A 25,778-nucleotide genomic window follows, 5' to 3' on the forward strand; every position below is an offset into this window, starting at 1 on the left:
CATGCGCAAACTGACCGCATTAATCGCCGGCCTGATCTTCGGCCTGGGGCTGTACCTCAGCGGCATGACCAACCCGGCAAAGGTGCTGGGGTTTCTCGACCTGGCCGGTGAATGGGACCCTTCCCTGGCGCTCGTCATGCTCGGTGCGCTCGTGGTCAGCAGCGTGTTCTTCTACTGCGCCAGGCACCGACGCACCTCGTTACTGGGCGCGCCGATGCAGATGCCGACCCACCGCACAATCGACCGGCGGCTGGTGCTCGGCAGCGTGGTGTTCGGGGTTGGCTGGGGGATCGCCGGGTTGTGTCCGGGGCCTGCGGTGGCATTGTTGCTGACGGGGCAATGGCAGGTGGGGGTGTTCGTGCTGGCGATGGGGGTGGGAATGTGGGTGTTTGAAGGAATGGAGTCGCGCAGGTCGGCCAAGGCTTGATACACGGGCAAGACGTTCTGCTTTATCTCACACCGTCGCCGGCCTACATTGAACGCCTCAAGGATCAATACCGAGGTCAACATTCATGGCACGCATAGTCAGGATTCACGCCTACGGCGACGCCAGCGTCTTGAAACTGGAAGACGTGGACGTCCCCGCCCCTGCCGCCGATGAAGTGCAAATCGACGTCAAAGCCTTCGGCCTCAACCGCGCCGAAGTGATGTTCCGCAACCACGCCTACCTGCAGGAAGCCGAATTCCCCAGCCGCCTGGGCTACGAAGCCGCCGGCGTGGTGGTCGCGGTCGGCGCCGATGTCACCGACATTCAAGTGGGCGACGCCGTCAGCGTCATCCCACCGCTCGACATCGCCCGCTGGGGCACCTACGGCGAAGTGGCCAACGTGCCCGCCCACCTCACCGTCAAACACCCGCAAACCCTCAGCTTCGTGCAAGCCGCCGCGTCTTGGATGCAATACGTCACCGCCTGGGGCGCGCTGGTGGAACAGGCCAAACTGACCCAGGGCGACGTGGTGTTGGTGACCGCCGCCTCCAGCAGCGTCGGCCTGGCCGCCTTCCAGATCGCCCGCAGCGTCGGCGCCACCGCCATCGCCGTGACCCGCACCCGTGCGAAAAAACAGGCGCTGCTGGATGCCGGCGCGGCCCATGTCATCGTCAGCGATGAAGAGGACCTGGTCGAACGCGTGATGCAATTGACCGACGGCCAAGGCGCCCGCGTGGTGTTCGACCCCATCGGCGGGCCGGGCTTTGAAGCGCTCACCCAGAGCATGGCCAGGGGCGGGATATTGCTGGAGTACGGCGCGCTGAGCTCGGAGCCGACACCGTTTCCGTTGTTTACCGTGTTGGGCAAATGCTTGACGCTCAAGGGGTATCTCTACGCCGAGATCGTGGCTGACCCGGTGGTGTTGGCGCGGGCCAAGGCGTTTATTTTGGAAGGGCTGGCGTCGGGGGCGTTGTCGCCGGTGATTGCGAAGACGTTTGGGTTGGATGAGGTGCAGGAAGCACATCGGTTTTTGGAGGCGAACCAGCAGGTTGGGAAGGTGGTGGTGAGGGTGTGAGGGCGGCGTCCTAGGACAATTCCCAAAGCTGGGGAGTGGGTTGCCCGATTGCCTACGCGTGCGTCAGAATCCGCCGGCTTGTGCGCTGGGGTGGTCGAATCTAAGGTGGCGCGGTCGCTGAATTTCTCGGTGATCGGGTTTAGTAGCCTGATGGTTCAATTACGTTGAGTGCATGAGCTTCATCCATCGGACATTTCTGTCTGTGCTTGATGGTGGCTGTGCGTAGGGCGCCTTCGGGCGCGCCGGCTTTGCGTAATTCCCCGGTCTACTAACCTGCGTACAGCTGCCACCCTATCGTTTAGTAGCGATGAGGTGTCGGCCTGACTTAGGAATTACGAATATGATCAAAGTTCCATCTGACCCAACCATCCTCTTCGCCGTCACTCACGACGCCAGCACTGAAAGCCTCATCACTAATAGCTTCGAGACTTTTAGCTCAGTCAGTACGCTGCTGCTTGATCTGTCTGAAGACTTGAATGGCAAACACCGAGATATTGCGCTGGCGATTCACCAATTGAGTGAGTTGGGCGTACTACTGACGGCCGAACTTCTCGACCGCGAAGCCTCTGCCCCTACTAAGTATTAACTCTAAGACTCACACATTTTACGCCGAATCGCTGCATGCCTGATACAACGATTCGGCTATAGACACCAAGTGATTACATTCTGCTACCATACCTCAGAGAAAGGGATTTTTCCGTCCAAAATGCAGGGGAGGGGGTATGGCAAGGACAACGGGCAACGTAGGCTCTATTAGTGTTCGCTTGGTGAAAAAGGGACTCAAGCCTGAAAATACTTTTCGAGAACATTATGCACCGGGGCAGGCGAGAGAGTTATCATCGTCTCAATGGCTAGGAACAGGAGAAGGAGTTCTCTACTCAGGCCAGATTTATAACAAAACTCCCGAGTGGCTCAATCTGCTTGAGACATACACTAGCGATCTACCCGTAAACTTGAGTGCTAGTGGTGCTGGAGCGGTGCTTTTTATAAAAGTAAAATCTCGATGGTTCGCGTTGACTTTCGGATATGCACACATCGTACTTGAAGATGAAGCTTTTGTTCATCAGTTTGGCTTAAAAGTTGCTCTCAACGCCGTACCTCGAGGCTCATTACTTACTTTGGATACAGCCACTCCAGATGCTGTAACTTTTCAGAAAAGAGTCCAAGCAAGCGATTTTTCTGATATTAGCGAATTTGGGATAGATACAGTTCGTGATTTAGCACGTGTCGCAGGTGGTAAACCTTCGGATCGCACATTCGGAAAATTTGTTGCAGGTAAAGATATGCTTCACCTTGTCGACAGCCTCGGACCAAACGAGTTTTACGACAAGTGCGAAGCCATTTTATTGATGTATAATTCCAAAGCATACCAAAAAGATTACGAATGGTTTGACAACGTAAAAATCGTTGACTCAACAATTACACTCAAAGAGTTAGATGACTCGTTATTCAATGAGATTCAAAGAATTCGCGGCGCTGCAACGGATAGCACCTTGCATATGTCTCCACCTGAGATTCTCGACTACGTGGAGGGTAACGCCCTTCACTTCAATGGATTTGGTAGCAGAAGAACTGAATTCACGAAGCTTTCAATCGTTGAATATGCTCAAGAGCTTGAGAGGCTAAATTGCACTCACAGCATCGAAGAAATAAAACAACTTCATCGAATTACATCAACAACTCAGAACAACACAACTTTTGATACTTCCTGGAAAACCTATGACTGTTTTAATTGGGAAACAAGTTTAACCTCCGACGGTAAAAAACAAACCCATTATGTGATTTTTTCTGGAAAATGGTACACCATTTCAAAACTCTTCAAAGATAAAGTTGAAAGCCATTTCGCACGTATCACACCTCATTCAATAATTGGCTCAACGACCTGTCGCAATGAGGAACAACTGATAGCACACATAGAAAAAACTCGCCCCGACCTCATAAAACTGGACCGATCCAAGCTCAATCCTAAGGGCGTAAATAATGCCAGCCTTGAACCTTGTGATTTCTATTCAAGACATAAATATTTTATTCACTTAAAAGATGGAGGATCTTCTGGCCCCATTAGTCATTTATGGTCACAAGGCGTAGTCAGCGCAGAATCATTTGTTTCCGACCTTGAATTCCGAAAAAAACTTCGAGCCGAACTTAAAAAGAAACCTGGCGGTGCAGGATTCATTTCAACACTGCCAGACAATCGTACAAAGAATATCGTCCGATCTGACTATACAGTAGTCTACGGAATAATGAGAACAAGATATGCCAACGGCTCAATTAGCATCCCATTTTTTAGCAAAGTTAGTTTAATAGCAGCATGCGATAGACTAAGAGCGCTCGGTGTAAACATTGGTCTTGAACTAATCGAAAAGCTTCCCCCCATCACTCCCTCGTTAACACCTCAAGCCAATAACTCGCTGCACACCTTATCTCCAGCAGCGATAACTATCTCCTTAACGCCACCGCTACCGCCCCCGTGAACACTTCGAATAAAGTCGGCCTCCTCCCCCGACTTTTCTGATGTCCCAAAAGGGGATAGATGTATTTCTAGAAAAAAGCAGACAAAATAAATCCCTCCTCTTGTTCGCGTTTTCGTGCCGACATGTGAGGAAAATTGGGGTAAGACCACATTTAAAACAATGGTGGTCTGCCCCCGACTTTACAACGCAGCCAGTGACAATTGGCAGTGACCGACCAGAATCGCTCGATCGTGAGGTGGAGCCGAGCCCGTTCCGCTACCTGGTAGACACAACGCTTAAAGCGAATAAACACTTCACGTGTTTACTCGTAGATTTTTCCGCAGTACAAAAAATTAGCGAATTGCCGCCAAGGATTGGAGGGTTGAAGGCCTTGATCGACGCCAAAATTACTGGCCTCGGCCCATTCAATAGCTCCGTCCAGGAAGGCTTCTATCGTCCCGTTTTCCCAGTCACCATTCGATTTGTCTTCCGCCAGGGCGTGGGCAAAAGCCAGAAAGGTATTGGCGTCCTTGACCTGATCCAATTGCTCATGAAGCTCCATGGGTTTCTCCGCTCAAAGTCATAAGTACCTCGTCGGATTATCCATCGAGCAACTAACGTCCGCTACGGGACCAGGCTGTGTGAAAACGTCAGCGTCGATAGGGACGGGGCGTCTCTACGTGAAGTCCGTAGATATACGGAATCATCTTCACTGCTCTGGAAGTCAGTTATTAGGACATTGGTTAAAGGATTTCTGTAAGCGTCCGAACTACACCGCCTTGCATCTCAGACCTTAATCCCCTTTAACCGCTGATTGACGCGCTCACACTCAAAAACTGCGAAATTGCACCCCACTTGACCACCCATTTGCGTTGCAACTGACCAATCATTTGCATTCGAAGTGATCAGGACTCTCGGCTCTGTAGGGTAAGAGCGTGGCTAAAAGCAGACCGTAGGTTTGGCCAGTCAACGGGGCTCATTGAGCGCCGCTCTTTTCCTGTTCAAGCCGACAAACAGGGGGGCAATGAAACGGGAAATCGTAGGCTAAGGCGCGAAGTTTTCGTGGCTATCTATTCCATGCAGCGAATCGATCAGCGGGCAGCTAACCGTCCCGTGGCTCGCGCAACAGTCATCAACCAACTGCGCCAGGACCAACTCGATCCGCCGCAGATCCGCAAGTTTCCCCCGCACGTCTTCGAGCTTCTGCTCGGCGTGCACACGCGCATCATTGCAGTGCGTACCGTCATCGAGCCGCAACAGTCCGGCCACTTCATCGAGGCTGAAGCCCAGCCGTTGTGCGGACTTCACGAATTTCACCCGTGCAATATCCGCCTCGCCGTAGCGACGAATGCTGCCGTAGGGCTTGTCCGGTTCGGGCAACAGCCCTTTGCGTTGATAGAACCGAATGGTTTCCACGTTAACCCCGGCTGCCTTGGCAAAGACGCCAATGGTCAGGCTTTCCGCAGTGTTTTTCATACCGCTTGACTCCGTACCTGACTACGGAAATAACCTTAACCCATCGATCAAACATTCGAAAGGTTGAACCCATGTCTGAATCACAAAAGGGCCGTGGTGCACTCCTCGCTGGAGGTCTGGCGGCGATCCTTGCGTCCACCTGCTGCCTGGGCCCGCTGGTGCTAATTGCCCTGGGCTTCAGCGGCGCCTGGATCGGTAATCTCACCGTTCTGGAGCCCTACCGCCCGTTTTTCATCGGCGCGGCATTGTTGGCGCTGTTCTTCGCTTACCGGCGCATTTTCCGCCCGGCTCAAGCCTGCAAACCCGGTGAGACCTGCGCAATTCCGCAGGTACGAACTACCTACAAGTTCATTTTCTGGCTCGTGATGGCACTCGTGCTGGTCGCGCTCGGTTTCCCCTACATCCTCCCGTTGTTTTACTGATCAGGCAGGAGTCTCCCATGAAAAAGCTGTTTGCCGCTCTCGCGCTCATTGCCGTGGTTTCCCCGGTGTGGGCCGTCATCCAAACCGTCACCCTGTCGGTACCGGGCATGACCTGCGCCGCCTGTCCGATCACGGTCAAGAAAGCGCTGACCCAGGTCGAGGGCGTGACCAAGACCGAGGTGAGTTTCGAGAAACGCGAAGCCATCGTGACCTTCGACGATGCCAAGACCAACTCCGAGGCCCTGACCAAGGCGACCGAGGATGCCGGCTATCCATCTACCATCAAGCAATAGGAGGAAATACCAATGAGAAATCCTCTCAATCTGTTCACGCGGATCGGTGACAAAGCCAGTTCCGTCGGTGTGCTGGTTTCAGCCCTAGGCTGCGCCGCGTGTTTTCCTGCTCTGGCTAGCTTAGGCGCTGCAATCGGTCTGGGCTTTTTGAGCCAGTGGGAAGGCCTGTTCATCACCACGCTACTGCCCTTGTTTGCGGCCCTGGCGCTGCTCGTCAATTCCCTTGGCTGGCTCAAACATCGGCAGTGGCAGCGAACTGCACTCGGCCTGATAGGCCCTGTCCTGGTCTTGGCTGCGGTGTTTTTGATGCGGGCTTATGGCTGGCGGAGCGGTTGGCTGCTCTATATCGGTCTGGCCCTCATGCTTGGGGGCTCGATCTGGGATCTCGTGTCGCCCGCCCACCCCCGTTGCGCCCCGGGTGCCTGCCCACCACAGCCAAAACAGTAATGCCGCAAAGAGACCCATTTGAGGAAGTAAACGCTATGACCACACTGCGAATCCACGGTATGACCTGCGCCTCCTGTGCCGACCGCGTCAGAGATGCTCTGGAGGGAATCTCCGGCGTGCACCGGGCGGACGTCTCCTACGCCGGTGGGAAGGCCGAAATGACGGCCGACGCGGCTGTCAGCCGTGAACAAATGCAAGCCGCCGTCGAGGCCCTTGGGTATCAAGCGTCGTTCGAAGTCGCCTCGCTACAACCGCGCCCCGGCCAGCTCGATAAGGCGCTGGGCTGGTTGCGCAGCGACACCGAGGTCGGCAAAAACGGCGACGCGCTACACATTGCAGTCATAGGCAGCGGCGGTGCGGCAATGGCGGCCGCCTTGAAGGCGGTGGAAGCCGGCGCCCGCGTCACTCTGATCGAGCGCGGCACCATCGGCGGCACTTGCGTCAACGTCGGCTGCGTGCCGTCGAAAATCATGATTCGCGCCGCGCATGTGGCTCATTTGCGCCGCGAGAGTCCGTTCGATGACGGAATGCCCGCCACGCCGCCGACCGTCCTGCGCGAGCGGCTGCTCGCGCAACAGCAAGGCCTTGTCGACGAACTGCGTCACGCCAAGTACGAAGGCATTCTGGAGAGCACACCAGCCATCACCGTGCTGCGTGGCACCGCTCGCTTCCAGGACGGCCACACGCTCAGCGTCGAACTGGTCGAGGGGGGCGGGCGCGAAGTCGCGTTCGACCGCTGCCTGATCGCTACCGGCGCCGGTGCGGCCGTGCCGCCGATTCGCGGGCTGCAAGACACCCCCTATTGGACCTCGGAGGAGGCACTGGCCAGCGCCAGTATTCCGCAACGGCTCGCCGTGATCGGCTCATCCGTGGTGGCCTTGGAGCTGGCGCAAGCCTTTGCCCGGCTGGGTAGCCGCGTCACCATCCTGGCGCGCAACTCGCTGTTCTTCCGCGAAGATCCGGCCATCGGCGAGGCGCTGACCGCAGCCTTCCGCATGGAGGGCATCGACGTGCTTGAGCAGACACAAGCCAGTCAGGTGACCCACGCCAACGGCGAATTCGTACTGACCACCAACCACGGTGAACTGCGCGCCGACCAACTGTTCGTCGCCACCGGCCGCACGCCCAACACCCAAAGCCTGAACCTGGAAGCGGCGGGTGTACTGTTGGATGAACGCGGCGCCATTCAGATCGATCAGGGCATGCGCAGTAGCGCAGTGGATATCTATGCAGCCGGCGACTGCACCAACCAGCCGCAGTTCGTCTACGTCGCGGCGGCGGCTGGCACCCGTGCGGCGATCAACATGACCGGCGGCGAAGCTACGCTTAATCTCGATGCCATGCCGGCGGTGGTGTTCACCGATCCGCAGGTGGCCACCGTCGGTTACAGCGAAGCGGAAGCACAGCGCGCAGGCCTCGAAACCGACAGTCGCACGCTGAGCCTGGACAACGTGCCGCGTGCGCTGGCCAACTTCGACACGCGAGGGTTCATCAAGCTGGTCGCCGAAGCGGGTTCTGGTCGGTTGCTCGGCGTGCAGGCGGTGGCCCCGGAAGCGGGCGAGCTGATTCAGACGGCGGTGCTGGCTATTCGCAACCGCATGACCGTGCAGGAGCTGGCCGACCAGTTGTTCCCCTACCTAACCATGGTCGAGGGCCTGAAGCTCGCGGCGCAGACTTTCACCAAGGACGTAAAGCAATTGTCCTGCTGCGCTGGATGAATGGAGAGCACCATGAAATTTGCCCGCTACATTACCGAGATCGCCGAACGTCTCACCCCGACCAACCGGCCCAAAGGTTTTGCGGAGTTCTTGGTCGCGCTACTGGGTGAACTTGCCAAGGGACGCCCGATTTCGCGAACTACGCTTGCCAGGACTCTTGGCTGGCCCGCTGAGCAAGTGGCGGCTGTGCTCGAACAAGCCACCAGTACCGAATACGACAACGATGGGAACATCATCGGCTATGTCCTCACCTTGCGCGAGACGTCGCATGTCTTGGAAATTGACAACCGCCGGCTGTATGCCTGGTGCGCGCTGGACACCCTGATGCTCCCGGCGTTAATCGGCCGTACAGCTCGCGTCTCGTCGCATTGCGCTGCAACTGGAGCACCCGTTTCGCTTACGGTTTCACCCAGCGAGATACAGGCTGTTGAACCTGCCGACGTGGCAGTGTCACTGGTATTGCCGCAGGAGGCGGCCGACGTTCGTCAGTCCTTCTGTTGCCATGTGCATTTCTTCGCATCTATCCCAGCGGCAGAAGATTGGGCCTCCAAGCATCAAGGATTGACTATCGTAAGCGTCCAAGAGGCGTTCGGCGTGGGCCAGGAGCTTAATCGACATCTGTTGCAGACCCTTCCAATGAGAACATCGTGATTGGATTTCGACTCAATGTCCTACGGAGTGGGCATCGGATTTCTCTTTCCGACTTTGATCCGGTGATCCCAGCCATCGCCAAAGTCATAGACCTAGCGGAATGTCCTTTTCCCGTTCAACGCTTTGATCAGAGTCTTGCGGGTCTCCGAGTTCACGGGAGGCCCCCATCCATCGGAGTCGGGAATACCGTAACTCTCACCAGCTATTTCAAACTCATGCAGATGGTCATCGTGCCAGCCCATTGCGATCTGGATCACCGCGTGCAATTTGCCTAAGGTGATGTTCTCGGGCACCGCCACACGGCGCCAGATGGCAGGTTCGATCCACTTCAATTCAATGTGCAGTAGCAACAAATCAGGTTCGGGTTTTGGCAAGCGAACAGTTTTGACCATGGATCAGGCGGCCTCGCAGAGTTCCGTGGAGGCGAGAGAAACGTTCCAGGGCAGCAGTTCGTCGACCCGATTGATCGGGTGGTCGGCGATGCGCTCCAGCACGTGTGTCAAATAGGCTTGCGGGTTCAGGTCGTTGAGTTTGGCTGAACCCACCAGGCTGTAAATCGCAGCCGCTCGTTCGCCGCCGGCGTTGGAACCGACGAACAGATAATTTTTTCTGCCTAGCGCGACAGCACGTAGCGCGCGTTCGGCAGCGTTGTTGTCGATCTCAATTCGCCCGTCATCGCAATAGCGCACCAAGGCCTGCCACCGATTGAGGGCATAGAGAATCGCACCGCCCAATGCCGATTTTTTCGACAGTTGAGTCAGCGTCTGGTTGAGCCACGCGTGGAGTTGTTCCAGCAGCGGACTGGCTCGGCTTTGCCGAACCACTTTTCGCAGGTTGGGCGGTTGCCCTCGAATCTCGCTTTCGATGGCATACAGGGCCGCAATCCGTTGCAGCGCCTCGGCGGCAAGTGGTGAAGCCAGGTCTTTGTAGACCTCGTAAAACTTGCGCCGGGCGTGAGCCCAACACGCCGCTTCCTCAATGGTGCCCGTGGCATATAGTTGAGCAAAACCGGCATAGCCGTCCGCCTGCAAGATCCCGCTGAAGCGCTTGAGATGCGCGCGGGGATGTTGCCCCTTGCGATCCGGCGAGTAGGCAAACCAGACCGCCGCCGGTGTCGCGTCCCCCGTAGGTCGGTCGTCCCGCACGTACGTCCACAGGCGCGCCGATTTGGTCTTGCCGTTGCCCGGCGCGAGCACGCCAATCGGCGTGTCGTCGGCATGGACTTTGTGTCCGCTCATGACGTGGTGCTCAAGGGCGTTGATCAGTGGTCGCAGCAACTGACTGCTCTGGCCAACCCAGTCGGCCAGGGTTGAGCGCTCCAGCTCCACGCCCTCACGGGCGTAGATCTCGGACTGCCGATACAACGGCAAATGATCGACAAACTTCGAGACCAGCACATGGGCCAACAACCCTGGGCCGGCAAGACCTCGGGCGATCGGGCGACTCGGTGCCGGCACCTGGGCGAAGTGCTCGCAGCAGCGGCAAACCCACTTCGGACGGACATGGCGAATGACTTTGAAACGTGCCGGAACGTACTCCAGCACTTCGGACACATCCTCACCTAAATGGCGAAGCGTCCCACCGCAGCCAGTGCATTGCGACTCGGGCTGATGAACGTGGGTTTCGCGAGGTAGGTGTTCAGGCAATGGTTTACGGCGCGAAACTGCGCGAGGTGCCGGCTCGACTGGAGGTGTCATTTCGGCTTGGCTGATTTGCAGCTCATCAAGGCTCAACTGGAGCTGGTCGATCATCGCTTCCAGTTGCTCGGAGCTGCGACCGAACTGCGTACGACGCAGCTTGGCGATCATCATCTTCAAGCGCTCAATCTCTGCGTGCTGGGCAGCGATCAGCGCCTTCAAGGCTTGAAGATCATTCGGCAGGGAGTCGGTCACGAGGGTCATGCCCGAATATTACTGGGGATTTTTTCAGCGCGGCAAGTCAGACCGCGAGGACGGGTGCTGTACGAATTGGCCGGCGCCAATCAATGCCCTCCAACAGCATCGACAACTGCGCGGTCGTCAGCGACACGCTGCCGCTGGTTGCTTGCGGCCAGACAAAGCGTCCTTGCTCCAACCGTTTGCAAAACAGGCACAAGCCGTCGCCATCCCACCACAACAGTTTGATCCGGTCACCACGCCGTCCGCGAAAGGCGAAGATCTGACCGGAGAAGGGATCGGCTTCCAGTTGAGTCTGCACCATGGCCGCCAAACCGTCGAAGCCACGACGCATGTCCGTGACGCCAGCGGCGATCCAGATACGGGTTCCAGCGGGAGGGGCAATCATCGCACTAACTGCTGCAAGACGAGTTGCAGCGTCTGCGGGTCTGGTGCTCCGGTGATACGCAACTTGGCTTTTCCTACCTCAACTGCGATCTCGGAATGACACTCTGCCTGTGGCTGGAAGACTGGCGGCAGATCCATTGGCGCCTCGATCACCTGGACTGGCAAAAACGAAGCACTCTGGCTGACCGGGCCGAATAGCCCTTCTTGGTATTGCTGCCGCCAGCGAAAGACCAGATTGGCATTGACGTCATGTTCGCGAGCGATCAATGACACGGAGGCGCCAGGCTGGAAGGTGGCCTCGACGACTTGGCGTTTAAAGTCCAGCGGAAAGTTGGGGCGGCGACCGGCTCGACGGGCTGGGGCAACTGTATCCAAGATAGTGTCCACTAAAAAATGGTGTCCACTATCTTGGCCAATTTGGAGGGCTGTCAGGAGAGGGTGCTGGCCGGACGGTTACGGATTTCTTGAGTTCATCGGTATCATTACTCTCGCCCCTCTCAAATCAGGTCATGCCATGAACCAAAACCCTATGGAATCCTGCCCCCGCTGTGGATCCGTCCAACACGTCAGACCAAAGGGAATTCTGATAGGAGCAGCAAGCCCAAAAAAACGCTTCAATGGGGAAGAAAAAGCAGGCTATCAACGCTTGGATCAGCTAGCAGTTGATGAATGCAAGCCTGCCCTTCTGAAAGCAGCGCCGCTGGAGCAGCTGGTTGATGGGTTTTATTGCGATCATTGCGGGGTGGGTTTTGTAACAAGCGAGATTGTACAAGGTGTCGACCGAACATCGCTCTAGAGACGATGACGGAGAGAATTGGGGTCAGACCACGTTTTCAATAATGGTGGTCTGACCCCTATTTCGCTGAGAGCAATCGCGTTTTTCTGGCTACCACACCAAGATGGGAAATACATCGCGCCGCGTACTTACGACATAAGACTCCAATCCATTTTTCTCAGGAAAGATTTTCAAGATCATTTTCGCACTGAAGGTGATGGTTAATACCCCAAAACTATCAATTGAAAAAGCTTCCACATCGAGGTTTAAAAATTCGAAAAACAAAGGGCTTGTGGTAGCGTCTTCACCATGCCCCCACTTGCATACCCTATTGATATCACTGACGAATGGGCATTGAATTAACACGCTAGCCATATCACCAAAAAGCAGGATCTGCGAACCGATCCCGACAGTTACTCCCGTTAGGAGAATTGGAGAATTGGGGTCAGACCACGCTTTCAATAAAGGTGGTCTGCCCCCTTTTTCGCTGACCGCGCGCTATGGGCAGACGTTCGGTGGTGAAGGTTTCTTTGATCGGCTGGGGGAATGTGTCCTCTTTGGTGTGGTCTGTAGCACAACGCTGCAAAGGACCCGCGCCATGTCGATACGCCCCACGCTCTGCCTGTTGATCCTGCCGCTGTTTACCGGCTGCCAGTTTTTCCCACAGACCCATTACTTCACCGCCCCCGACAATGAGCCGAACCCCGCCTGGGTACGCATCGTCAATTTCACGCAGCACGCCGATATCTACCAATACGAAAACGGTGTGCGCTCGGGCGGTGTCATCCGCAGCGGGCCGCTGCCCTTCATCCATACGCAGGATCAGGGCATGCCCAAAGCCGGGCAGCATTTGACGTCCGACTACTATGAAACCCGCGTGCGGCCCGGCCTCGAAACCCATGTGGGGCTGTTCTGGGAGGGGCCGCGTACTCAATCCTGTTTTGTCACGGTGCAGTTCACGCCGCAGGCCGGGCGTTACTATCAGTTCAGCCTGACGTCGGGCTCCAGCGGCACCTGCACGGCCAGGCATTTGTTGATCGAGCGCGACAAAGAGGGCGCGGGATGGCATCTCACGCCTAATCCGGAGGTGACTTACTCGCCTGTCGGCCCCACCGCCAAAACCCACTACAACAACAGTCGCTTCAAGGACCCGGATTACCAGCCGCCTCCCGGTCTCTATCCGGGGATTTAGGGATCAGCGACCAGCGCCAGCAACTCATTCACCAGTTCAAGGGCTTCCTGCTGATAGCCCTCGCGCCAGCTGGCTGAGAAGTCCTCCGGCCTGCCCTGCTCTTCCCACTAGGCCAACGCCAGGCCATTGATAATTTCCAGCTCGAACCATTGGCGCCAGGAGAATTGGGGTCAGACCACGCTTTCAATAATGGTGGTCTGACCCCTATTTCGCAAAGCGGACGCCAAAAATTGCAGGCCGGGATAGTTTTCTGGTGCCGATGGGCTCCGTATAGTGGCAATACTTTTTCGGTCAAAGGAGTGGCTATGAACCCGTTAAGCGGCCTACCTGTCGATGTAAATGTCACTACGCATTGCGCGAAAAGGGGAGCTCAATGCGTACAGGAATGATCCTTGCTGGGATCGGCACCATGCTGGCGCTGTTGTCTGCATCGCCAGCCCAGCCTGCACCCCTGCCGTCAGGAACTGTGAACCAGGGTGGTATCTCCGTGCTGGTACAAGGCTCGGGTACAGATATCATCTTAATTCCAGGATTTGCGTCGTCCTACGAAGTATGGACAGATTTGGCCTCCAGATTACGCCTCAGCCACCGTCTCCATCTTATACAGGTAGCTGGGTTTGCTGGCTCGCCTGCTGTATCCGACCCGGACGGGAGAGTAGTCGCGTCCACGGTCGAGGCGATCGTTGAATACATCCGCAGCCAGCGCATCGAGTCGCCGGTCATCATCGGTCATTCGTTGGGTGGTGAGGTGGCACTGATGCTAGGTGCTCGTCATCCCGATCAAGTGGGACGCCTGATGATTGTCGATGCGATGCCCTTTTATACTTTGCTGTTTGATCCCTCCGCGACCAGTGAAACGGCGGCCCCGTATGCTGCTGCGATGCGTGATGCAATGCTGGCGGCAACGCCTGAGCAGGCGGAAGCCATGCAACATGCCTCCATCGCCCGTCTCGCTAAAACTGAAGCGGTCAGACCAGGCCTAATCGCGGCGGGGATAAACTCGGACCGAAAGACTATGGCCAATGCCATGTATGAATTGATGGTCTCAGACCTCCGGCCTGAGCTTGGACGCATCAAGGTGCCCGTTGAAGTCGTCTATGCCTACGATCTGCTTTTCGGCGTAGAAGCGGCCCACGTCGATGCAATGTTCCGTAACGCCTATGCCTCTACCCCAAACATCAGCTTCAGGCGCATTGACGGCAGTTTTCACTTCATCATGCTTGATCAGCCAGAACTGTTCGCTAGTGCTGTCATCAGGTTCTTGAACCAGTGAACGGCGACGGAGTTGCTCGAGTGATGAGTCGCCGTAAAAGAGGAGAATTGGGAGAATTGGGGTCAGACCACGTTTTCAATAATGGTGGTCTGACCCCTATTTCACAGCGGGAGCATGCTCCCTCGCCACAGGGGAACATTAAAGTCATAAGACTTGTATTGGCCGCTGGGTAATTGGCATAGTGCTACCACTCCCCAACTGACCCGGCGCCAAGGACTAAGTCAGCCAGAAGCTGACGGAAGTTCAGGGCTTTGCCAGGTTGCTTGTTCCAAGGATCTGGACATTTAACCCATGAAAACATACGCAGCGCTGGCCCTTGCGCTCACCACCCTGTGCAGCCCCGTCCACGCGGCGAGCTGGCAGATTTGCCGGCTGGACGTACAGATCGTCAGCGTCTTGAAACAACCGTATCCACAGCTGCAGGGGCGAATCCTCAAGGTCGCCCCGACCTCCCCCACCACGCAATGTCCCCAGCAAGGCTCGACGGTCACCTTCACCCCGGAAACCACCGATTACCAGAACACCCTCCCGCGTCGGCAATGGCCTCGAAAAGGCCAGTCGGTGCAGATTGACTACCGGTATCTGGATGGGATTTGCAAGGGCGACGGCCACCCGCATCCGTGTCGCATCGAGCACTACCCACTCATTGAGAGAATTGGGGTCAGACCACGTTTTCAATAATGGTGGTCTGACCCCTATTTCAATCCTTTAAGCGGGCCACTCGGCCGGTTGTAAAAAGAAATAGCGTTATTCAACTTCACCATTCGGCTCGTGATGTCCTGTCGCAGAGTCAGTCAACAGCTGGTTCTGGCCAACAGCCGCTGATCGCGATGGGCTGCAATTGGTCGAAAGCTGTCAGCCGTGGAGTCAGCGCTGCGACTCTTCGGCAAATGGTGGTACAAACTGAGCATATGACGACATGGATAGAGGCGAAATGAATCAGCTAAGTCCCGATCTGCGTGAAGACCTCCTCGAAGTGCTGGATGAGGTCTCTACACTGATGTCCGCTGAATATGCGCAGCTTGGCCCCTTGCCTGATGGTCATCCACTGGCACAGTCAGGTCTTGAGAATGGGGCAGAGATCGTTCTGGATCTACATAGCGCACGGCGAGGCAGGTGTCGCACTCGATCATCTGTTCTACATGATCAAAGAGCCTCCTCTCGCTATCTCTGCCAGATCTGCCGAGAAGCTGGCTCGGCTTGCCAAAGTGTTCGAAATGCACTTGAGCTAAAGGGCGTGAGGTTTGATCGGAAAGTAGAACAGGACGCGCCATTGCCGGAGTGGAAGACGGTTATCGGGCCAGAGTGTGTAAAAACGCTTAGCCAAAATTGAAGTGCGCGCATCTACGTTAAATCTGAAATTTATCAGCACATGCGAATTTCGCATAGAAGCATGATTTTCAGTCCAGTTTTGAGTGCCTATCGCGCAAAAAAACGTTTTTACACAGCCTCGGCCAGAAGCGGACGCTCGCCCGAGCCTTCTCTGCAAGGACCTGGTGGTCAGAATGAGTGGAAGCTATAACAAGTAGATATATGATCTTCCTACAAAATGAGAGTCGATTCAGACCTATGATTCTTCAATATCCACCGGTGTGACCAGAGTACGGAATGATGATAAGTGATTCAGATTTGGCCGAAATGGTTCCTTCAGCGCTAACGGGTGTAACTGTCGGGATCGGTTCGCAGATCCTGCTTTTTGGTGATATGGCTAGCGTGTTAATTCAGTGCCCATTCGTCAGTGATATCAATAAGGTGTGCAACTGGGGGCATGGTGAAGACGCTACTACAAGCCCTTTGTTTTTTGAATTTTTAAACCTCGATGTGGAAGCTTTTTCAATTGATAGTTTTGGGGTATTAACCATCACCTTCAGTGCGAAAATGATCTTGAAAATCTGTCCTGAGAAAAATGGATTGGAGTCTTATGTCGTAAGTACGCGGCGCGATGTATTTCCCATCTTGGTGTGGTAACCGGCGAATCGCTCTCCCCAGTACCTTCAATGCAGGCTACCTAGCTTATGATTTGGAGTCACTTAATCACCGCTCATTTAATCGCTGAAACAAGAGAGCTTTCAGCGTCACCGCGTTGGCAATATCCAGACGCCCCTGGGTCCGCGCAAGTAGTAGAGTTGAGCACGCGCCTTAGTTCTCCAAAGGAGTACAGTGCCTTCCGAGATACCTCTGAAGGCGACTATTTGCTGTATGTAATCGAGGCATACGAGGATGCCATGAATGATGATTGGCTTCCTTATGAAATCATCGGCCTTCCACTTGAGCGGGCGCGGGAATTTATCACGCAAGTCGCAAGTGAGTTGGCGTCGGGCCCGACACCTCACTTCATTCCAAACCTTAGGGCAGTTTATTCAATACTCTCTGCTCTCTAAATCGACGCGACATGTCTGGTCTAGAGAGCTGCTTCTGGCCGATTTATGCCGTTCGTGACGGGCAGCAACCGGCCAAGAGCAGACTTCAGCTATCTACCAGGCGATATAGCGCTTGAGCGTGGGATGTCGCTAGCCCTGTACGCTGCAAATTTCGGCGACTTTGCGAGCTGGGAAGCGCGGTTGCGGCGATCACAAGACTGCCGTGTTTTTTTGCTTGCTCTATCCGATGAGATATCAGGGCACCATGGTAGCCTTGGCCTCGTGCATTTTTTCGGGTGGCAGCCGTCCCAAGGTAGGCAACTCCATTGCAGGCCAGGTACATCAACGCTCCTGCCACGACCTTTCCATCAGCTTTAAGGACGTAGATTTTCAGACGTTCATTTGACATCAGTCCTGCGAACGAAGCCTGGCTCAACTGAAGATGCTCTAGCTTGGTATGAAATCCACTCGCATGCACGGCTGCGAACTCAGGAAGCGTTTGTGAGGTGGCTTCTTCGATTTCGAATGAGTGGTGATTCAAGACCACATTTTCGATAGTGGACGCGAGTTGCAGATGCGTCCACCCCCTCAGACGCTCCAGCCGCTTCTCACCCACCAAAGCGTACTGTTCCAAAGTCGAGGCCTTTCCGATAAGAGGCGTTACTGTCGAATACTCTGCTGATTCCTTGAGCAAGCTCAATAGTGACTTGGGTCTGTCGGTACTATCGCCGTAGATGCGATTGAGCATCGGGCTAGGTGATGCCTTCACCTGAAAACATGGAAAAGCTTCGTTGAAAAACACACGAGCACCAAAAGGGTTTCCACTTATCCGAGACAAACTCTCGACGCGGGCACACAAATACTCGCTTTCTGCGGCCTCAATCGCATGAGCCATTCCGACACTCATGTGCATAGTCCTTATTGCTTGATGTCCCAGAAGGGTAACGGCAAATTCAACAATACACACCTCCAAACACACAGCTAGTAGATAACCTGCTCCGGTGTCCCTTTAGGTTCGATAACTGCCTGTCGCGAAGGGCTGCAATCGGCCAGAAGCAGCCCATCGCGATCAGAAACGTTTGACGACAACGCGTCGCTCTCGCACTCTGTTTTGCCCCCCTATTCCCTCACTAGGCTTCCCTATGTCATTCGCAACCGTAGTGCTGCTTGACTCCTGGCCACAGCCAAGTACGTCACCCGACCCCATCGTGTTTGCCACGGACACGCAGCTATGTTTACGGTATTGCACCGCTGGGGAAGAAATAGCTGTAATCCATTTTCCCCTAGTTAAAAAAATTCAGTTCGGCTCACCAAACGACGAGGCTTTGGGCGGTCATCCGCTTATTGGACTTGGCCTCAAGCATTACCAAATTCATCGAATAGATAATTCGCCTTGGCTAGCAGAGCTTGAGCAGAGAAACGCCATTCATCCGCGACACGATAAACAGCGGTTTCTAAAAGATGCCATCCATTATGTCTTTACGTTTCAGGACTCTACCCTGGAATGCATCGTAATTGAGGGGCAGTTCTGGCATCCAAAAGTACAAATCTTTACCTCGGAGCAGAAGGCAAGGGATGTCTGGCGCGAACTGATAAATGACGTGGGCGCATGACCCCAAGAGCAGTCGTTCAGGACAGTGCACGGCTGACCTTTGCCTCCGCTAAGAGGAATGATTGAGGTATCTTGTCAAGCTTGCGATCCGCTTAAGACTCCAAGGAAGCCAACAGGAGAATTGGGGAGAATTGGGGTCAGACCACGCTTTCAATAATGGTGGTCTGACCCCTATTTCATGCTCGTGAATAGGCATGATCCGTCTGCCTATCTCAGAGAAGTGCTGATACGGCTGCCGACGCAACGGGCTAGCGAGAATCGAACAGTTGTTGCCGCATCAGTGGGTCCCCGTCTAACTTAGAGTTCTTGCTATCAAGGATTGGCTAATGAAATGCATAGAAGATTTGGTTGAAATTAATGATCCAGCCATGATCTACGTACGGGAGATGCTGGAGCAGGCCGACCGCCCCTACGACTTGCTTCCCCCCTCCCCTCAAAACACCAGCGTCCTCCTACAGCTACAGGTAACGACCAAGTCGACTTTGGGCGCTATAGCATTTGAGACTGGCGGGATACTGATTGATCATGGCTGGCTTCGTATCCTTGGTTCAGGTCATCAAAAACTCACAAGAACCCTGCCGGGATGGAGCGAGGGACGTGCGCAAGGGCATCTGCTGGTGGCAGATGACGCCGCAGGTGGATGCTTTTCCATCAACGGCGGCGGCTTGGGTGATGATGTGGGAGCGGTGTATTACTGGGCGCCCGACAACCTGCTTTGGGAGCCATTGGGCATCGGTTATACCGCCTTCTTGGAATGGGCTGTGAGCAATCGTACGGCGGCCTTCTATGAGGGCCTGCGTTGGGAATCCTGGCACGACGACATCCAGCGTGTGAGCGGTGATCAATGCGTGTCTTTCTATCCATTCCTATGGACACAAGAGGGCTCAGTGGCGATAAGCGCGCGCAGGGTTGTAAGTATGGCTGAACAGTATGATTTGAACTGCACATTAGCCAGCAAGTTGTAGGCCCGGGCGATCATTCTTAATGAAAGTAATGTAGAACGGCAGCGAGTCAACGTGCGCTGGTAACGCACAGACATTTCAAAGTTGATATGTGTAATTACCGGACGCTTACGCTTAGAAGGGTTTCGTACCCCATCAGGGAGGATTGACCGCAAATAGAGATTCATCAGGTCACGCACCTGCCGCCACAAATTTCCGCCCTTGAGAAAGAAGCAGTGGCAGAAGGCTTTAGGTTCATCACCCGGCTGACTTCGGAAGGGAGAATTGGGGTCAGAGAATTGGACAAACGGGAGATTGAGGCGACGGATTTGGTTTCCCACGTTTACACTGGCACCTTTTGCGCCGCTCACTCAGGGAACAACTCGATGTCCACCGATCCGCTATGCCTGGTTTTTGTCCCCGCCCTTGTGGCTGTGCTCACCGCCGCCGAGGCGAAAAAGGGCGCGCCGTTGACCGAAACTGAAGCGTGTGAAATCCGCGATGCAGCCACCTGTATTGCGCTGCCGTTCAGCACCGCGCTGGCGATGGAAACCGAGCGGGGTTATCCGGATATCGTCGCCGAGGACTGCTGGAATGAGTGGCAACGGGTGCGTGTTTCGGTTGCCTAACCACGCTTATCGACCCCCTTACGAATGGAATCGACACCATGAACAACTCCCCGCGCCTGCTCAAACCCCTCATCTGCCTTACCCTCCTCGCCGCCCTCACCGGCTGCGGCGCATTGACGGATGTGCGCTCCTTCTCCACGCCCTACGCCACGCCCACCAGCGCTGAAACCGTGCGCCTGCGTGTGATGAGCGATGGCATGGTGCGCGCCGTGCCCAATTCCAACTGCATCAACTTCCGCCTGCCCGGCGCGGGGGTGATGGTGGTCAACCGAGATGGCTACGCAGACCGCAATGGCGAAAGCTTGGGCATGGCGCCCGTCGAGCGGGGTTCGGATGCCACGGTGATGAGTGAACTGCGGGTGCCGGCCGGGCAGCCCATCGCGTTTCACTACATCGGCAATCGTTGCTACAACATGTTCACTTTCGTGCCGGAGGCGGGGATGGATTACGAACTGGATGCAGCGGGTCGCTATAAGTGCGGGGTGACGCTCAAGCGCATGTTGGTCGGCAAGACTGAGGGCACCCGGGTGCCGTTGGGTGAGAGCAAGTTGTGCAACTGGGGCGATAACTTCTGAGCCACGTCTCGCCCTCAGCTATGCAACGGCAACGCCACCCCAAACAACACGAAGAACCCACCGCAGACTTTATTGAACCGCCGCCCCGTGCGAGCCAACCAGGGCCGTACCCGGTGCGCGGCGCTGGCCACCAGGTATTCGACCACAAACTCCACCACGGCGTAGGTCAGCGCGATGATGGCGGTCTGCGTGATGATGTTTCTGTGGGGGTCCAGGAAGGGTGGGATAAACGCGGTGAACAGCAGCAGCGCCTTGGGGTTTGAGAGGGCCGAGACCAACCCTTGGCGGAACAGCGACCAGCGTCGCAGGCCGGTGGTAGCCGCCGTTTCCAGGGTGACGGGGCCGGCGCGCCACAGTCCGTAGCCCAGCCAGATCAGGTAGAGCCCGCCGGCGATCTTCAAGGCCGCGAACCCACTGGCCGAGGCCTGGATCAGTGCGCCCAGGCCCAGCGCGCACAGCGCAAGCACCAGGGCAAAACCGAGCACGCCGCCGCTGATGGTGAACAGGGTTCTGCGACTGCCGTGCAGCGCGCCATGGGTCAGCACCAGTAACGCATTCGGGCCTGGCACCACGGATATCCCGCAGCAGGTGAACAGGTAGAGCAACCAGGTCTCGAAGGGCATGATCAGGTCCTTAATGGGTAGGTTCTGGCCGCTATCTTGCGAATGAACAACTACCGTGAAAAGCGCATAATTCACGGCGTAGCCATTCGATTAGCGAATAAAGGTAAACACCATGTCCTCCAGCGATTTGCAGATCGATTGGCTCAAGTGCTTTGTGGCCGTGGTGGACGCTGGCTCGCTGTCGGGTGCGGCCCATGAGGTCAATCGGTCGCAGTCCGCCGTCAGCATGCAGATGAAAAAACTTGAGGCTGCGCTGGGCCGGCCGTTACTGAACCGTGGCCCCCGGCACCTTCAACTGACCGACGACGGCCAGACGTTGCTGGGCTATGCCCGCCGCATGCTCGCCTTGCACGCCGAAACCCAGGCGGCGTTTCACGGTGAAGCGTTGACCGGGCGCATCCGCCTTGGCGTTGCCGAGGACTACGCGGCCAAGTACCTCACGCCAGTGCTGAAACGGTTTGCGCCACGGTATGCGGGGGTGGACATCGAGCTGACCTGTGAACAGTCGACCGCCCTGATCCCCCGTGTGCGCAGTGGCGACCTCGATCTTGCGTTGGTGTCCAGGGACTCGGCGCACACGGGGACTTTTCTGTTCAAGGAGCCGATGGTCTGGGTAGGTTCCCCGCAGTTCGAACTGTGGCGCCGAGACCCGGTGCCTATCGCCGTCTACGAAAGCGAAAGCCTGGCGCGCCGGTACGCGGTGAACTCACTGGCGCAACAGGGCCGTCAATTCAAGGTGGTGTACAACAGCTCCAGCCTGGCCGGCCAGGTCGCCGCCGTGGAAGGTGGGCTGGCGATTGCTGCGATTACCCAATGCACCGTGCAGCCATCCTTACAGGTCTTGAGCGGCGAACACGGCTTGGGCGCTATCGAACCCATGGAGGTGTCGATTCTACGTAGTAGGGCCTCGCGCGGGTCCAAGGCCGTCAACAGCCTGCATGGGTTTATCATCAGTGCACTTAGAGCTCAGGCATAGCCCTGTCGCGTACCGCTATCAAAAGGAAGGTTCACACCCTTATGGATATCCAAGACGTCAAACAACGCCTGGCCCGCCCGGCGCTCAAACTCATCGCCGGCGGTTTTCGCCCTGCGGGCACTGATGAAGAAAGCTGGCTGGGTAACGTCTTTCTGTTCCGCGCCGATGAAGGCATCCCCACCAACAAGGCCGGGGAACCGTTGCTGCCCTACGCGCAGTTCTACTTGCCCGCCCTGCCCTTCAACAGCCCGGCGCTGAAGGGCGTTCGGGTGTTGACGCTGTTTGTGTCGAACCCGTTCCCCGAGCATTTTGAACCCATGGGGGATAACTGGCTGATACGCGAATACGGACCGGACGATGTGCTGGTGCGTAAAACCCTGCCGGTGCCGGGCGCGTTTCTCAAGCCGTTCCCCTTGAAGGCGGAACCCGTGCCAGAGGATTACCCGTTGTGGGATGGCGGCGGTGTGCCTGCTGAGCTTGAGCAGGAAATACTCAAGCTGGAACGCGCCGGGGAGATACAGAGTTACTACGACCTGGTGACCCACACCTATGAGCATAAGCTCGGCGGCTATCCGTCGTTCTGCCAATCAGGTGTCGATCCCGGTGAGGGGTTCGAGTTTGTGTTCCAGATTTCGTCGGACGCAAAAATCCAGCTGAATGTGGTGGATAGCGGGAGCTTGATGTTCTGGAAGCACCGCGTCACGGGGGAGTGGGCGCTTTATTATGATTTTTATTGAGCGGGATGCGACACACAGGCTGCGGAAGATGACCCCATCGCGGCCTCGCGCAAGCTCGACAACGCCCACAATTGATCTGCATTCGGAGCATTACATGGCCCTGTCCAAACGTGAAATCGCCGGTATTGAACGCCAACTGGTCGCCGCGCTGACTGAGGCCTGCGAAACGGCCAAGGCTGAAATCCCGGGGTTCGAATGGCTGACGCATACGGTCAACTACGCCGCGTTCCCCCAAAGCCTGCGTATCACCTGGGTATTCGACACGCGCGCCAGCAAGGACCACGCCCTGGCCAGCGGCGTCGACCAGCGCATGCGCGCGTTGACCGCCACTGCGTTGCAGGACGCTGACGTCTCCGCCGTGCCGTTGGACCGCTGCGTGCACTTCGACTCCGAAGAGGAATGCCACGTGCAGCACGGCGGCGATTGGGGTGTGCGGCTGGCTCGCGCGGCCAGCGTTGTCAGGCCTGTGCGGTAAACCGCTGCGCGCCACGCCGCTCAAGCATCGCCGCTTCCGTCTCGCGTGTGGCGACTGTGCCTTTGTAGGCCAGTTGGTTTATAAACAACCCGGCTGAATATTCCTTGGGCGGCAAAGAGCCGGGGCGATTGAACAGTGCGGCCAGGTCAAGCGTGGCGGCGAAGTTTTCCTGGGTCAGGCTGTAGTAGCCCATCAGGTTTCCCGACCAGGGCGAGTCGGCGTCCAGCATATCGATCGTCGCCTCGCGGTATTGGATCGACGCAGGCTTCAGGTCGCGGGACTGATTAAGCAGGTCGCTGAGCCGTTGAGTGTCCGAAGGGCTGAGCTGGCCCGCCGTGTCGAGCACCTTCAGCGTGTCATTGGCCTCGACGGTGAAGCCGAACTTTTTGTTGGCCAGGTCTGCCGGCAGTGTGGCCCGAAAGGTCTCAACTGCGGCTTTCAGCGTGCTTGTTGCGCCCTGGTAACGTTCTACGAATCGAGGCAAGTCCGGCGATGCCGAGCGGCCGACCCACGTGTCGATGACTTCCAGGGGTTGCGCGGTGATCGAGGTGTTTTCGCTGGGGTGGTAGATGGCCGCCGGGGCCGCATTGGCCAATGCGGCCTTAGCGGCGTCCGTCATCGGCTCGGGCGTGAGCTTTTGGCCGGAAGGCTTTAGGGCGGTATTGGCGGGTGGGATAGAGGCAGAGCTGAGGATAAGGGCCATTTAATCAATCCATGATTGGCGGGGTCTTTCAGGTTATCGGCAGCGACGGGGCAAGCCTTAAGTCAGTCGTCACGATAAGCGCTAGAGCCCACTCGACAATCTCTGGATAATGCCCCTCCTCCCGCCTCGATACGGAAATCCCACGCTATGAAGTTGCCCGCGTCCGCCGTCGCCCTCGCCTCAGCCTTGCTGTTGCCTTCCCTCGCCCACGCCGACGACGCCGCACTGGTCGACACCCTCAAGGCTTTCACCCGCTGCGACGCGAGTTTTTTCAGCAGCCTGAACACCCACCGCGACGCCTGGCGGGCCTACGCGCCCCTCAAGCAGGAGAAGGACTTCAGCTGGATCGCGGTGCGCGATCGCACCGACCCCAAGGCCACTGCGGTGCCGGTGAGCGCGCCGGCCATCGCCGGTTTGAAGTTGCTGTCCTACAACGATGAGGTCAGCGATCTTGGCCCGTTGGGTCTGTATTACTTCTGGGGTTTTACGGTGGACGGCAACATTGATGAAGTCGCCCAGCGCTTCGCGGCACTGCTGGACCCACCCGGTGCGCTGCAAAAAGGCGAGGGGCAATACACGCGCAGCGAACTCAAGGTGGGCAACAGTTGGCAGGCGATCAAGCCGATGCCAGGCAAGGCGCCGGGGCTGCGCCATGTGGAGCGGGTGCTGATCGTGGAGCCGGAGGGTAATCATTCTCGCGTGAGCTGTTCGGTGCAGGGCGGTGTGACGCCCGGCTTGGTGGCGCTGCTGCGGCCGGACATTGCGCCGGTCGATTACCCGCGCACGGTGGCCGACACGAATCTCGCCGATGTGCCGGTGCCGCCCACTGTGCTCCAGGGCCTCGATGCACCGTTGTTGCAGCCCAAGTTCAAGTCGCTGAATTACACTTATCTGTCAAAAAATGACGCGGGCAAGGAGGCGCCGATCACCATCCGGTTCAAGGCCGAAGGCGGTTTGCTGGTCAAGAATGAGGCCTATGGCAACGCCTTTAATGTGGACCGGTTAATGGTGGCGGACCTGATCCAGCTGAAATCGAAAATGAACGGTGTGGGTGAAGGCCAGGTGCTGCAGACCCGCGAGGCCGAGGTCAAACTACCGACCCATTGGGCGCCGGGCCAGACCTTGAGTGCCCACCTGAAGATGGCCAATGTGCCGGTCAAGCCCACTGACAAACCGACCGAGACCACCTTGACCTGTAAGGTCGGCGAGCGCTTCCCGGCGCGCGAGGTGTTCGCGTCGTTGACAGGTGACGCCATCCGGCTGGCCTGTGAGCAGGACGGCTACACGTCCTCACGCGCGTTTATCGAGGACCTGGGCGTCGCCCTGACGCTGGAGTCGACGTCGAGCCAGACCCACTATGTGAATGAAATCCAAGCGCTGGATGTGGTGCGCTGACTAAAGCTCCACGCCGCGCAAGAACACATCGACACGGCGGTTGATCGCCCATTGTGTTTTAGCCGCGGCGCACTTGTGGTGAACGGGCTTACTGTGGTGAGCGGGCTTAATGTGGTGAGCGGGCTTGCCCCGCGCTGGGTGGCGCAGCCGCCCCAAACCCAGGCACCGCATTCTGTCGGAAAGAATGCGGTGTTTTTATTGGGGCGGCTGCGCCACCCAGCGCGGGGCAAGCCCGCTCACCACAGCAAGCCCGCTCACTACAGGAAAT

The 25,778-nt window shown here is 56.7% G+C and carries 30 protein-coding genes and 2 pseudogenes; 23 read left to right on the forward strand and 9 right to left on the reverse strand.

Translation table 11 applies throughout. The annotated features are described in order from the left end of the window. The first annotated feature begins 1 nt into the window (after position 1). The 4 genes from ACI512_RS25445 (at position 2) to ACI512_RS25460 (ending at position 3,976) form a co-directional block, all read left to right on the forward strand. A complete protein-coding gene (locus ACI512_RS25445) occupies positions 2–427 on the forward strand; it encodes a DUF6691 family protein (protein WP_236383602.1) in 426 nt (141 codons plus the stop codon). Between the two features lie 85 nt (positions 428–512). Further along, positions 513–1,502, forward strand: a complete 990-nt coding sequence (locus tag ACI512_RS25450; RefSeq protein ID WP_236383600.1) for a zinc-dependent alcohol dehydrogenase family protein — start codon at positions 513–515, stop codon at positions 1,500–1,502. A 340-nt stretch (positions 1,503–1,842) separates the two neighbouring features. Next, positions 1,843–2,088 (forward strand): DUF6124 family protein, encoded by a 246-nt coding sequence (locus tag ACI512_RS25455; RefSeq protein WP_236383598.1) that lies wholly within the window; start codon positions 1,843–1,845, stop codon positions 2,086–2,088. A gap of 136 nt (positions 2,089–2,224) precedes the next feature. Further along, positions 2,225–3,976, forward strand: a complete 1,752-nt coding sequence (locus ACI512_RS25460; RefSeq protein ID WP_405121410.1) for a DUF6119 family protein — start codon at positions 2,225–2,227, stop codon at positions 3,974–3,976. A 301-nt stretch (positions 3,977–4,277) separates the two neighbouring features. Here the strand turns inward: ACI512_RS25460 and ACI512_RS25465 are convergent, their stop codons facing one another. Together ACI512_RS25465 and merR are read right to left on the reverse strand one after the other, a co-directional pair. Continuing rightward, positions 4,278–4,517, reverse strand: coding sequence for a hypothetical protein (locus tag ACI512_RS25465; protein ID WP_236383593.1), 240 nt, complete (start codon positions 4,515–4,517; stop codon positions 4,278–4,280). Positions 4,518–4,999: 482 nt separating this feature from the next. Next, positions 5,000–5,431 carry an Hg(II)-responsive transcriptional regulator gene (gene merR, locus ACI512_RS25470; RefSeq protein WP_003425050.1) on the reverse strand — a complete coding sequence of 144 codons (432 nt, stop codon included), beginning with the start codon at positions 5,429–5,431 and terminating at the stop codon, positions 5,000–5,002. 71 nt (positions 5,432–5,502) lie between these two features. On the opposite strand from merR, the gene merT reads away from it, so the two are divergent. The 5 genes from merT to merB are packed head-to-tail and all read left to right on the forward strand — an operon-like array spanning position 5,503 to position 8,962. Beyond that, positions 5,503–5,853, forward strand: a complete 351-nt coding sequence (gene merT / locus ACI512_RS25475; protein WP_003425049.1) for a mercuric ion transporter MerT — start codon at positions 5,503–5,505, stop codon at positions 5,851–5,853. A gap of 17 nt (positions 5,854–5,870) precedes the next feature. Continuing rightward, entirely contained in the window at positions 5,871–6,146 is a 276-nt protein-coding gene (gene merP, locus ACI512_RS25480; RefSeq protein WP_405121411.1) for a mercury resistance system periplasmic binding protein MerP, read from the forward strand. Positions 6,147–6,158: 12 nt separating this feature from the next. Further along, positions 6,159–6,593, forward strand: a complete 435-nt coding sequence (gene merC, locus ACI512_RS25485) for an organomercurial transporter MerC (RefSeq protein WP_003425046.1) — start codon at positions 6,159–6,161, stop codon at positions 6,591–6,593. 35 nt (positions 6,594–6,628) lie between these two features. Next, complete coding sequence (merA, locus tag ACI512_RS25490; protein ID WP_003425044.1) at positions 6,629–8,311, forward strand: mercury(II) reductase; 1,683 nt, start codon at positions 6,629–6,631, stop codon at positions 8,309–8,311. A 12-nt stretch (positions 8,312–8,323) separates the two neighbouring features. Continuing rightward, entirely contained in the window at positions 8,324–8,962 is a 639-nt protein-coding gene (gene merB / locus ACI512_RS25495; protein WP_003425042.1) for an organomercurial lyase MerB, read from the forward strand. A gap of 92 nt (positions 8,963–9,054) precedes the next feature. Here merB and ACI512_RS25500 read toward each other — a convergent pair whose 3' ends face one another. From ACI512_RS25500 to ACI512_RS25515, 4 genes and pseudogenes are all read right to left on the reverse strand, one after another. After that, complete coding sequence (locus ACI512_RS25500) at positions 9,055–9,354, reverse strand: plasmid pRiA4b ORF-3 family protein (protein ID WP_003425039.1); 300 nt, start codon at positions 9,352–9,354, stop codon at positions 9,055–9,057. A gap of 3 nt (positions 9,355–9,357) precedes the next feature. Beyond that, entirely contained in the window at positions 9,358–10,863 is a 1,506-nt protein-coding gene (gene tnpC, locus ACI512_RS25505; protein WP_003425038.1) for an IS66 family transposase, read from the reverse strand. Between the two features lie 37 nt (positions 10,864–10,900). Further along, entirely contained in the window at positions 10,901–11,245 is a 345-nt protein-coding gene (tnpB, locus tag ACI512_RS25510) for an IS66 family insertion sequence element accessory protein TnpB (protein WP_003425037.1), read from the reverse strand. Continuing rightward, positions 11,242–11,538, reverse strand: a pseudogene (locus ACI512_RS25515) (transposase); the annotation flags it as partial. The gene tnpB and the pseudogene ACI512_RS25515, both read right to left, overlap by 4 nt. A gap of 220 nt (positions 11,539–11,758) precedes the next feature. On the opposite strand from ACI512_RS25515, the gene ACI512_RS25520 reads away from it, so the two are divergent. The 5 genes from ACI512_RS25520 (at position 11,759) to ACI512_RS25540 (ending at position 16,452) form a co-directional block, all read left to right on the forward strand. Then, positions 11,759–12,040, forward strand: a complete 282-nt coding sequence (locus tag ACI512_RS25520) for a hypothetical protein (RefSeq protein WP_130910228.1) — start codon at positions 11,759–11,761, stop codon at positions 12,038–12,040. Positions 12,041–12,617: 577 nt separating this feature from the next. Beyond that, positions 12,618–13,211 carry a hypothetical protein gene (locus tag ACI512_RS25525; protein WP_405121412.1) on the forward strand — a complete coding sequence of 198 codons (594 nt, stop codon included), beginning with the start codon at positions 12,618–12,620 and terminating at the stop codon, positions 13,209–13,211. A gap of 373 nt (positions 13,212–13,584) precedes the next feature. Continuing rightward, positions 13,585–14,484 (forward strand): alpha/beta fold hydrolase, encoded by a 900-nt coding sequence (locus ACI512_RS25530; protein WP_236383846.1) that lies wholly within the window; start codon positions 13,585–13,587, stop codon positions 14,482–14,484. A gap of 291 nt (positions 14,485–14,775) precedes the next feature. Next, positions 14,776–15,165: a hypothetical protein gene (locus tag ACI512_RS25535; protein ID WP_064052831.1), complete on the forward strand. Its 390-nt coding sequence runs from the start codon at positions 14,776–14,778 to the stop codon at positions 15,163–15,165. Positions 15,166–16,092: 927 nt separating this feature from the next. After that, complete coding sequence (locus ACI512_RS25540; RefSeq protein ID WP_405121413.1) at positions 16,093–16,452, forward strand: hypothetical protein; 360 nt, start codon at positions 16,093–16,095, stop codon at positions 16,450–16,452. A 498-nt stretch (positions 16,453–16,950) separates the two neighbouring features. Here the strand turns inward: ACI512_RS25540 and ACI512_RS25545 are convergent, their stop codons facing one another. Beyond that, entirely contained in the window at positions 16,951–17,751 is an 801-nt protein-coding gene (locus ACI512_RS25545) for a GNAT family N-acetyltransferase (protein WP_236383821.1), read from the reverse strand. Positions 17,752–17,986: 235 nt separating this feature from the next. Here ACI512_RS25545 and ACI512_RS25550 point away from each other — a divergent pair, with 235 nt between their 5' ends. The 5 genes and pseudogenes from ACI512_RS25550 (at position 17,987) to ACI512_RS25570 (ending at position 20,601) form a co-directional block, all read left to right on the forward strand. Next, positions 17,987–18,457 (forward strand): hypothetical protein, encoded by a 471-nt coding sequence (locus tag ACI512_RS25550; RefSeq protein WP_231810101.1) that lies wholly within the window; start codon positions 17,987–17,989, stop codon positions 18,455–18,457. A gap of 183 nt (positions 18,458–18,640) precedes the next feature. Further along, positions 18,641–18,752, forward strand: a pseudogene (locus ACI512_RS25555) (transposase domain-containing protein); the annotation flags it as partial. A gap of 30 nt (positions 18,753–18,782) precedes the next feature. Further along, complete coding sequence (locus ACI512_RS25560; RefSeq protein WP_102062106.1) at positions 18,783–19,421, forward strand: DUF2625 domain-containing protein; 639 nt, start codon at positions 18,783–18,785, stop codon at positions 19,419–19,421. A gap of 362 nt (positions 19,422–19,783) precedes the next feature. After that, the gene (locus ACI512_RS25565; RefSeq protein WP_236383992.1) at positions 19,784–20,026 is read left to right on the forward strand and encodes a hypothetical protein; all 243 of its coding nucleotides are present in this window, start codon (positions 19,784–19,786) and stop codon (positions 20,024–20,026) included. A gap of 38 nt (positions 20,027–20,064) precedes the next feature. Beyond that, positions 20,065–20,601, forward strand: coding sequence for a hypothetical protein (locus tag ACI512_RS25570; RefSeq protein WP_244159495.1), 537 nt, complete (start codon positions 20,065–20,067; stop codon positions 20,599–20,601). A 14-nt stretch (positions 20,602–20,615) separates the two neighbouring features. On the opposite strand, the gene ACI512_RS25575 is transcribed toward ACI512_RS25570, so the two are convergent. Then, the gene (locus ACI512_RS25575) at positions 20,616–21,224 is read right to left on the reverse strand and encodes a LysE family translocator (protein WP_236383844.1); all 609 of its coding nucleotides are present in this window, start codon (positions 21,222–21,224) and stop codon (positions 20,616–20,618) included. A gap of 112 nt (positions 21,225–21,336) precedes the next feature. On the opposite strand from ACI512_RS25575, the gene ACI512_RS25580 reads away from it, so the two are divergent. The 3 genes from ACI512_RS25580 (at position 21,337) to ACI512_RS25590 (ending at position 23,412) form a co-directional block, all read left to right on the forward strand. Further along, a complete protein-coding gene (locus tag ACI512_RS25580; RefSeq protein WP_093541130.1) occupies positions 21,337–22,200 on the forward strand; it encodes a LysR family transcriptional regulator in 864 nt (287 codons plus the stop codon). 41 nt (positions 22,201–22,241) lie between these two features. Further along, positions 22,242–22,937 carry a DUF1963 domain-containing protein gene (locus tag ACI512_RS25585; protein ID WP_236383843.1) on the forward strand — a complete coding sequence of 232 codons (696 nt, stop codon included), beginning with the start codon at positions 22,242–22,244 and terminating at the stop codon, positions 22,935–22,937. A 94-nt stretch (positions 22,938–23,031) separates the two neighbouring features. Then, the gene (locus ACI512_RS25590) at positions 23,032–23,412 is read left to right on the forward strand and encodes a hypothetical protein (RefSeq protein WP_231810087.1); all 381 of its coding nucleotides are present in this window, start codon (positions 23,032–23,034) and stop codon (positions 23,410–23,412) included. On the opposite strand, the gene ACI512_RS25595 is transcribed toward ACI512_RS25590, so the two are convergent. Continuing rightward, positions 23,396–24,115: a hypothetical protein gene (locus ACI512_RS25595; protein ID WP_405121414.1), complete on the reverse strand. Its 720-nt coding sequence runs from the start codon at positions 24,113–24,115 to the stop codon at positions 23,396–23,398. The two genes, ACI512_RS25590 and ACI512_RS25595, sit on opposite strands and share 17 nt — an antisense overlap. A gap of 147 nt (positions 24,116–24,262) precedes the next feature. Here ACI512_RS25595 and ACI512_RS25600 point away from each other — a divergent pair, with 147 nt between their 5' ends. After that, the gene (locus ACI512_RS25600) at positions 24,263–25,510 is read left to right on the forward strand and encodes a hypothetical protein (protein ID WP_236383041.1); all 1,248 of its coding nucleotides are present in this window, start codon (positions 24,263–24,265) and stop codon (positions 25,508–25,510) included. Positions 25,511–25,778: the final 268 nt, after the last annotated feature.

The organism is Pseudomonas petroselini (assembly GCF_045037875.1).
Lineage (GTDB): Bacteria > Pseudomonadota > Gammaproteobacteria > Pseudomonadales > Pseudomonadaceae > Aquipseudomonas > Aquipseudomonas petroselini.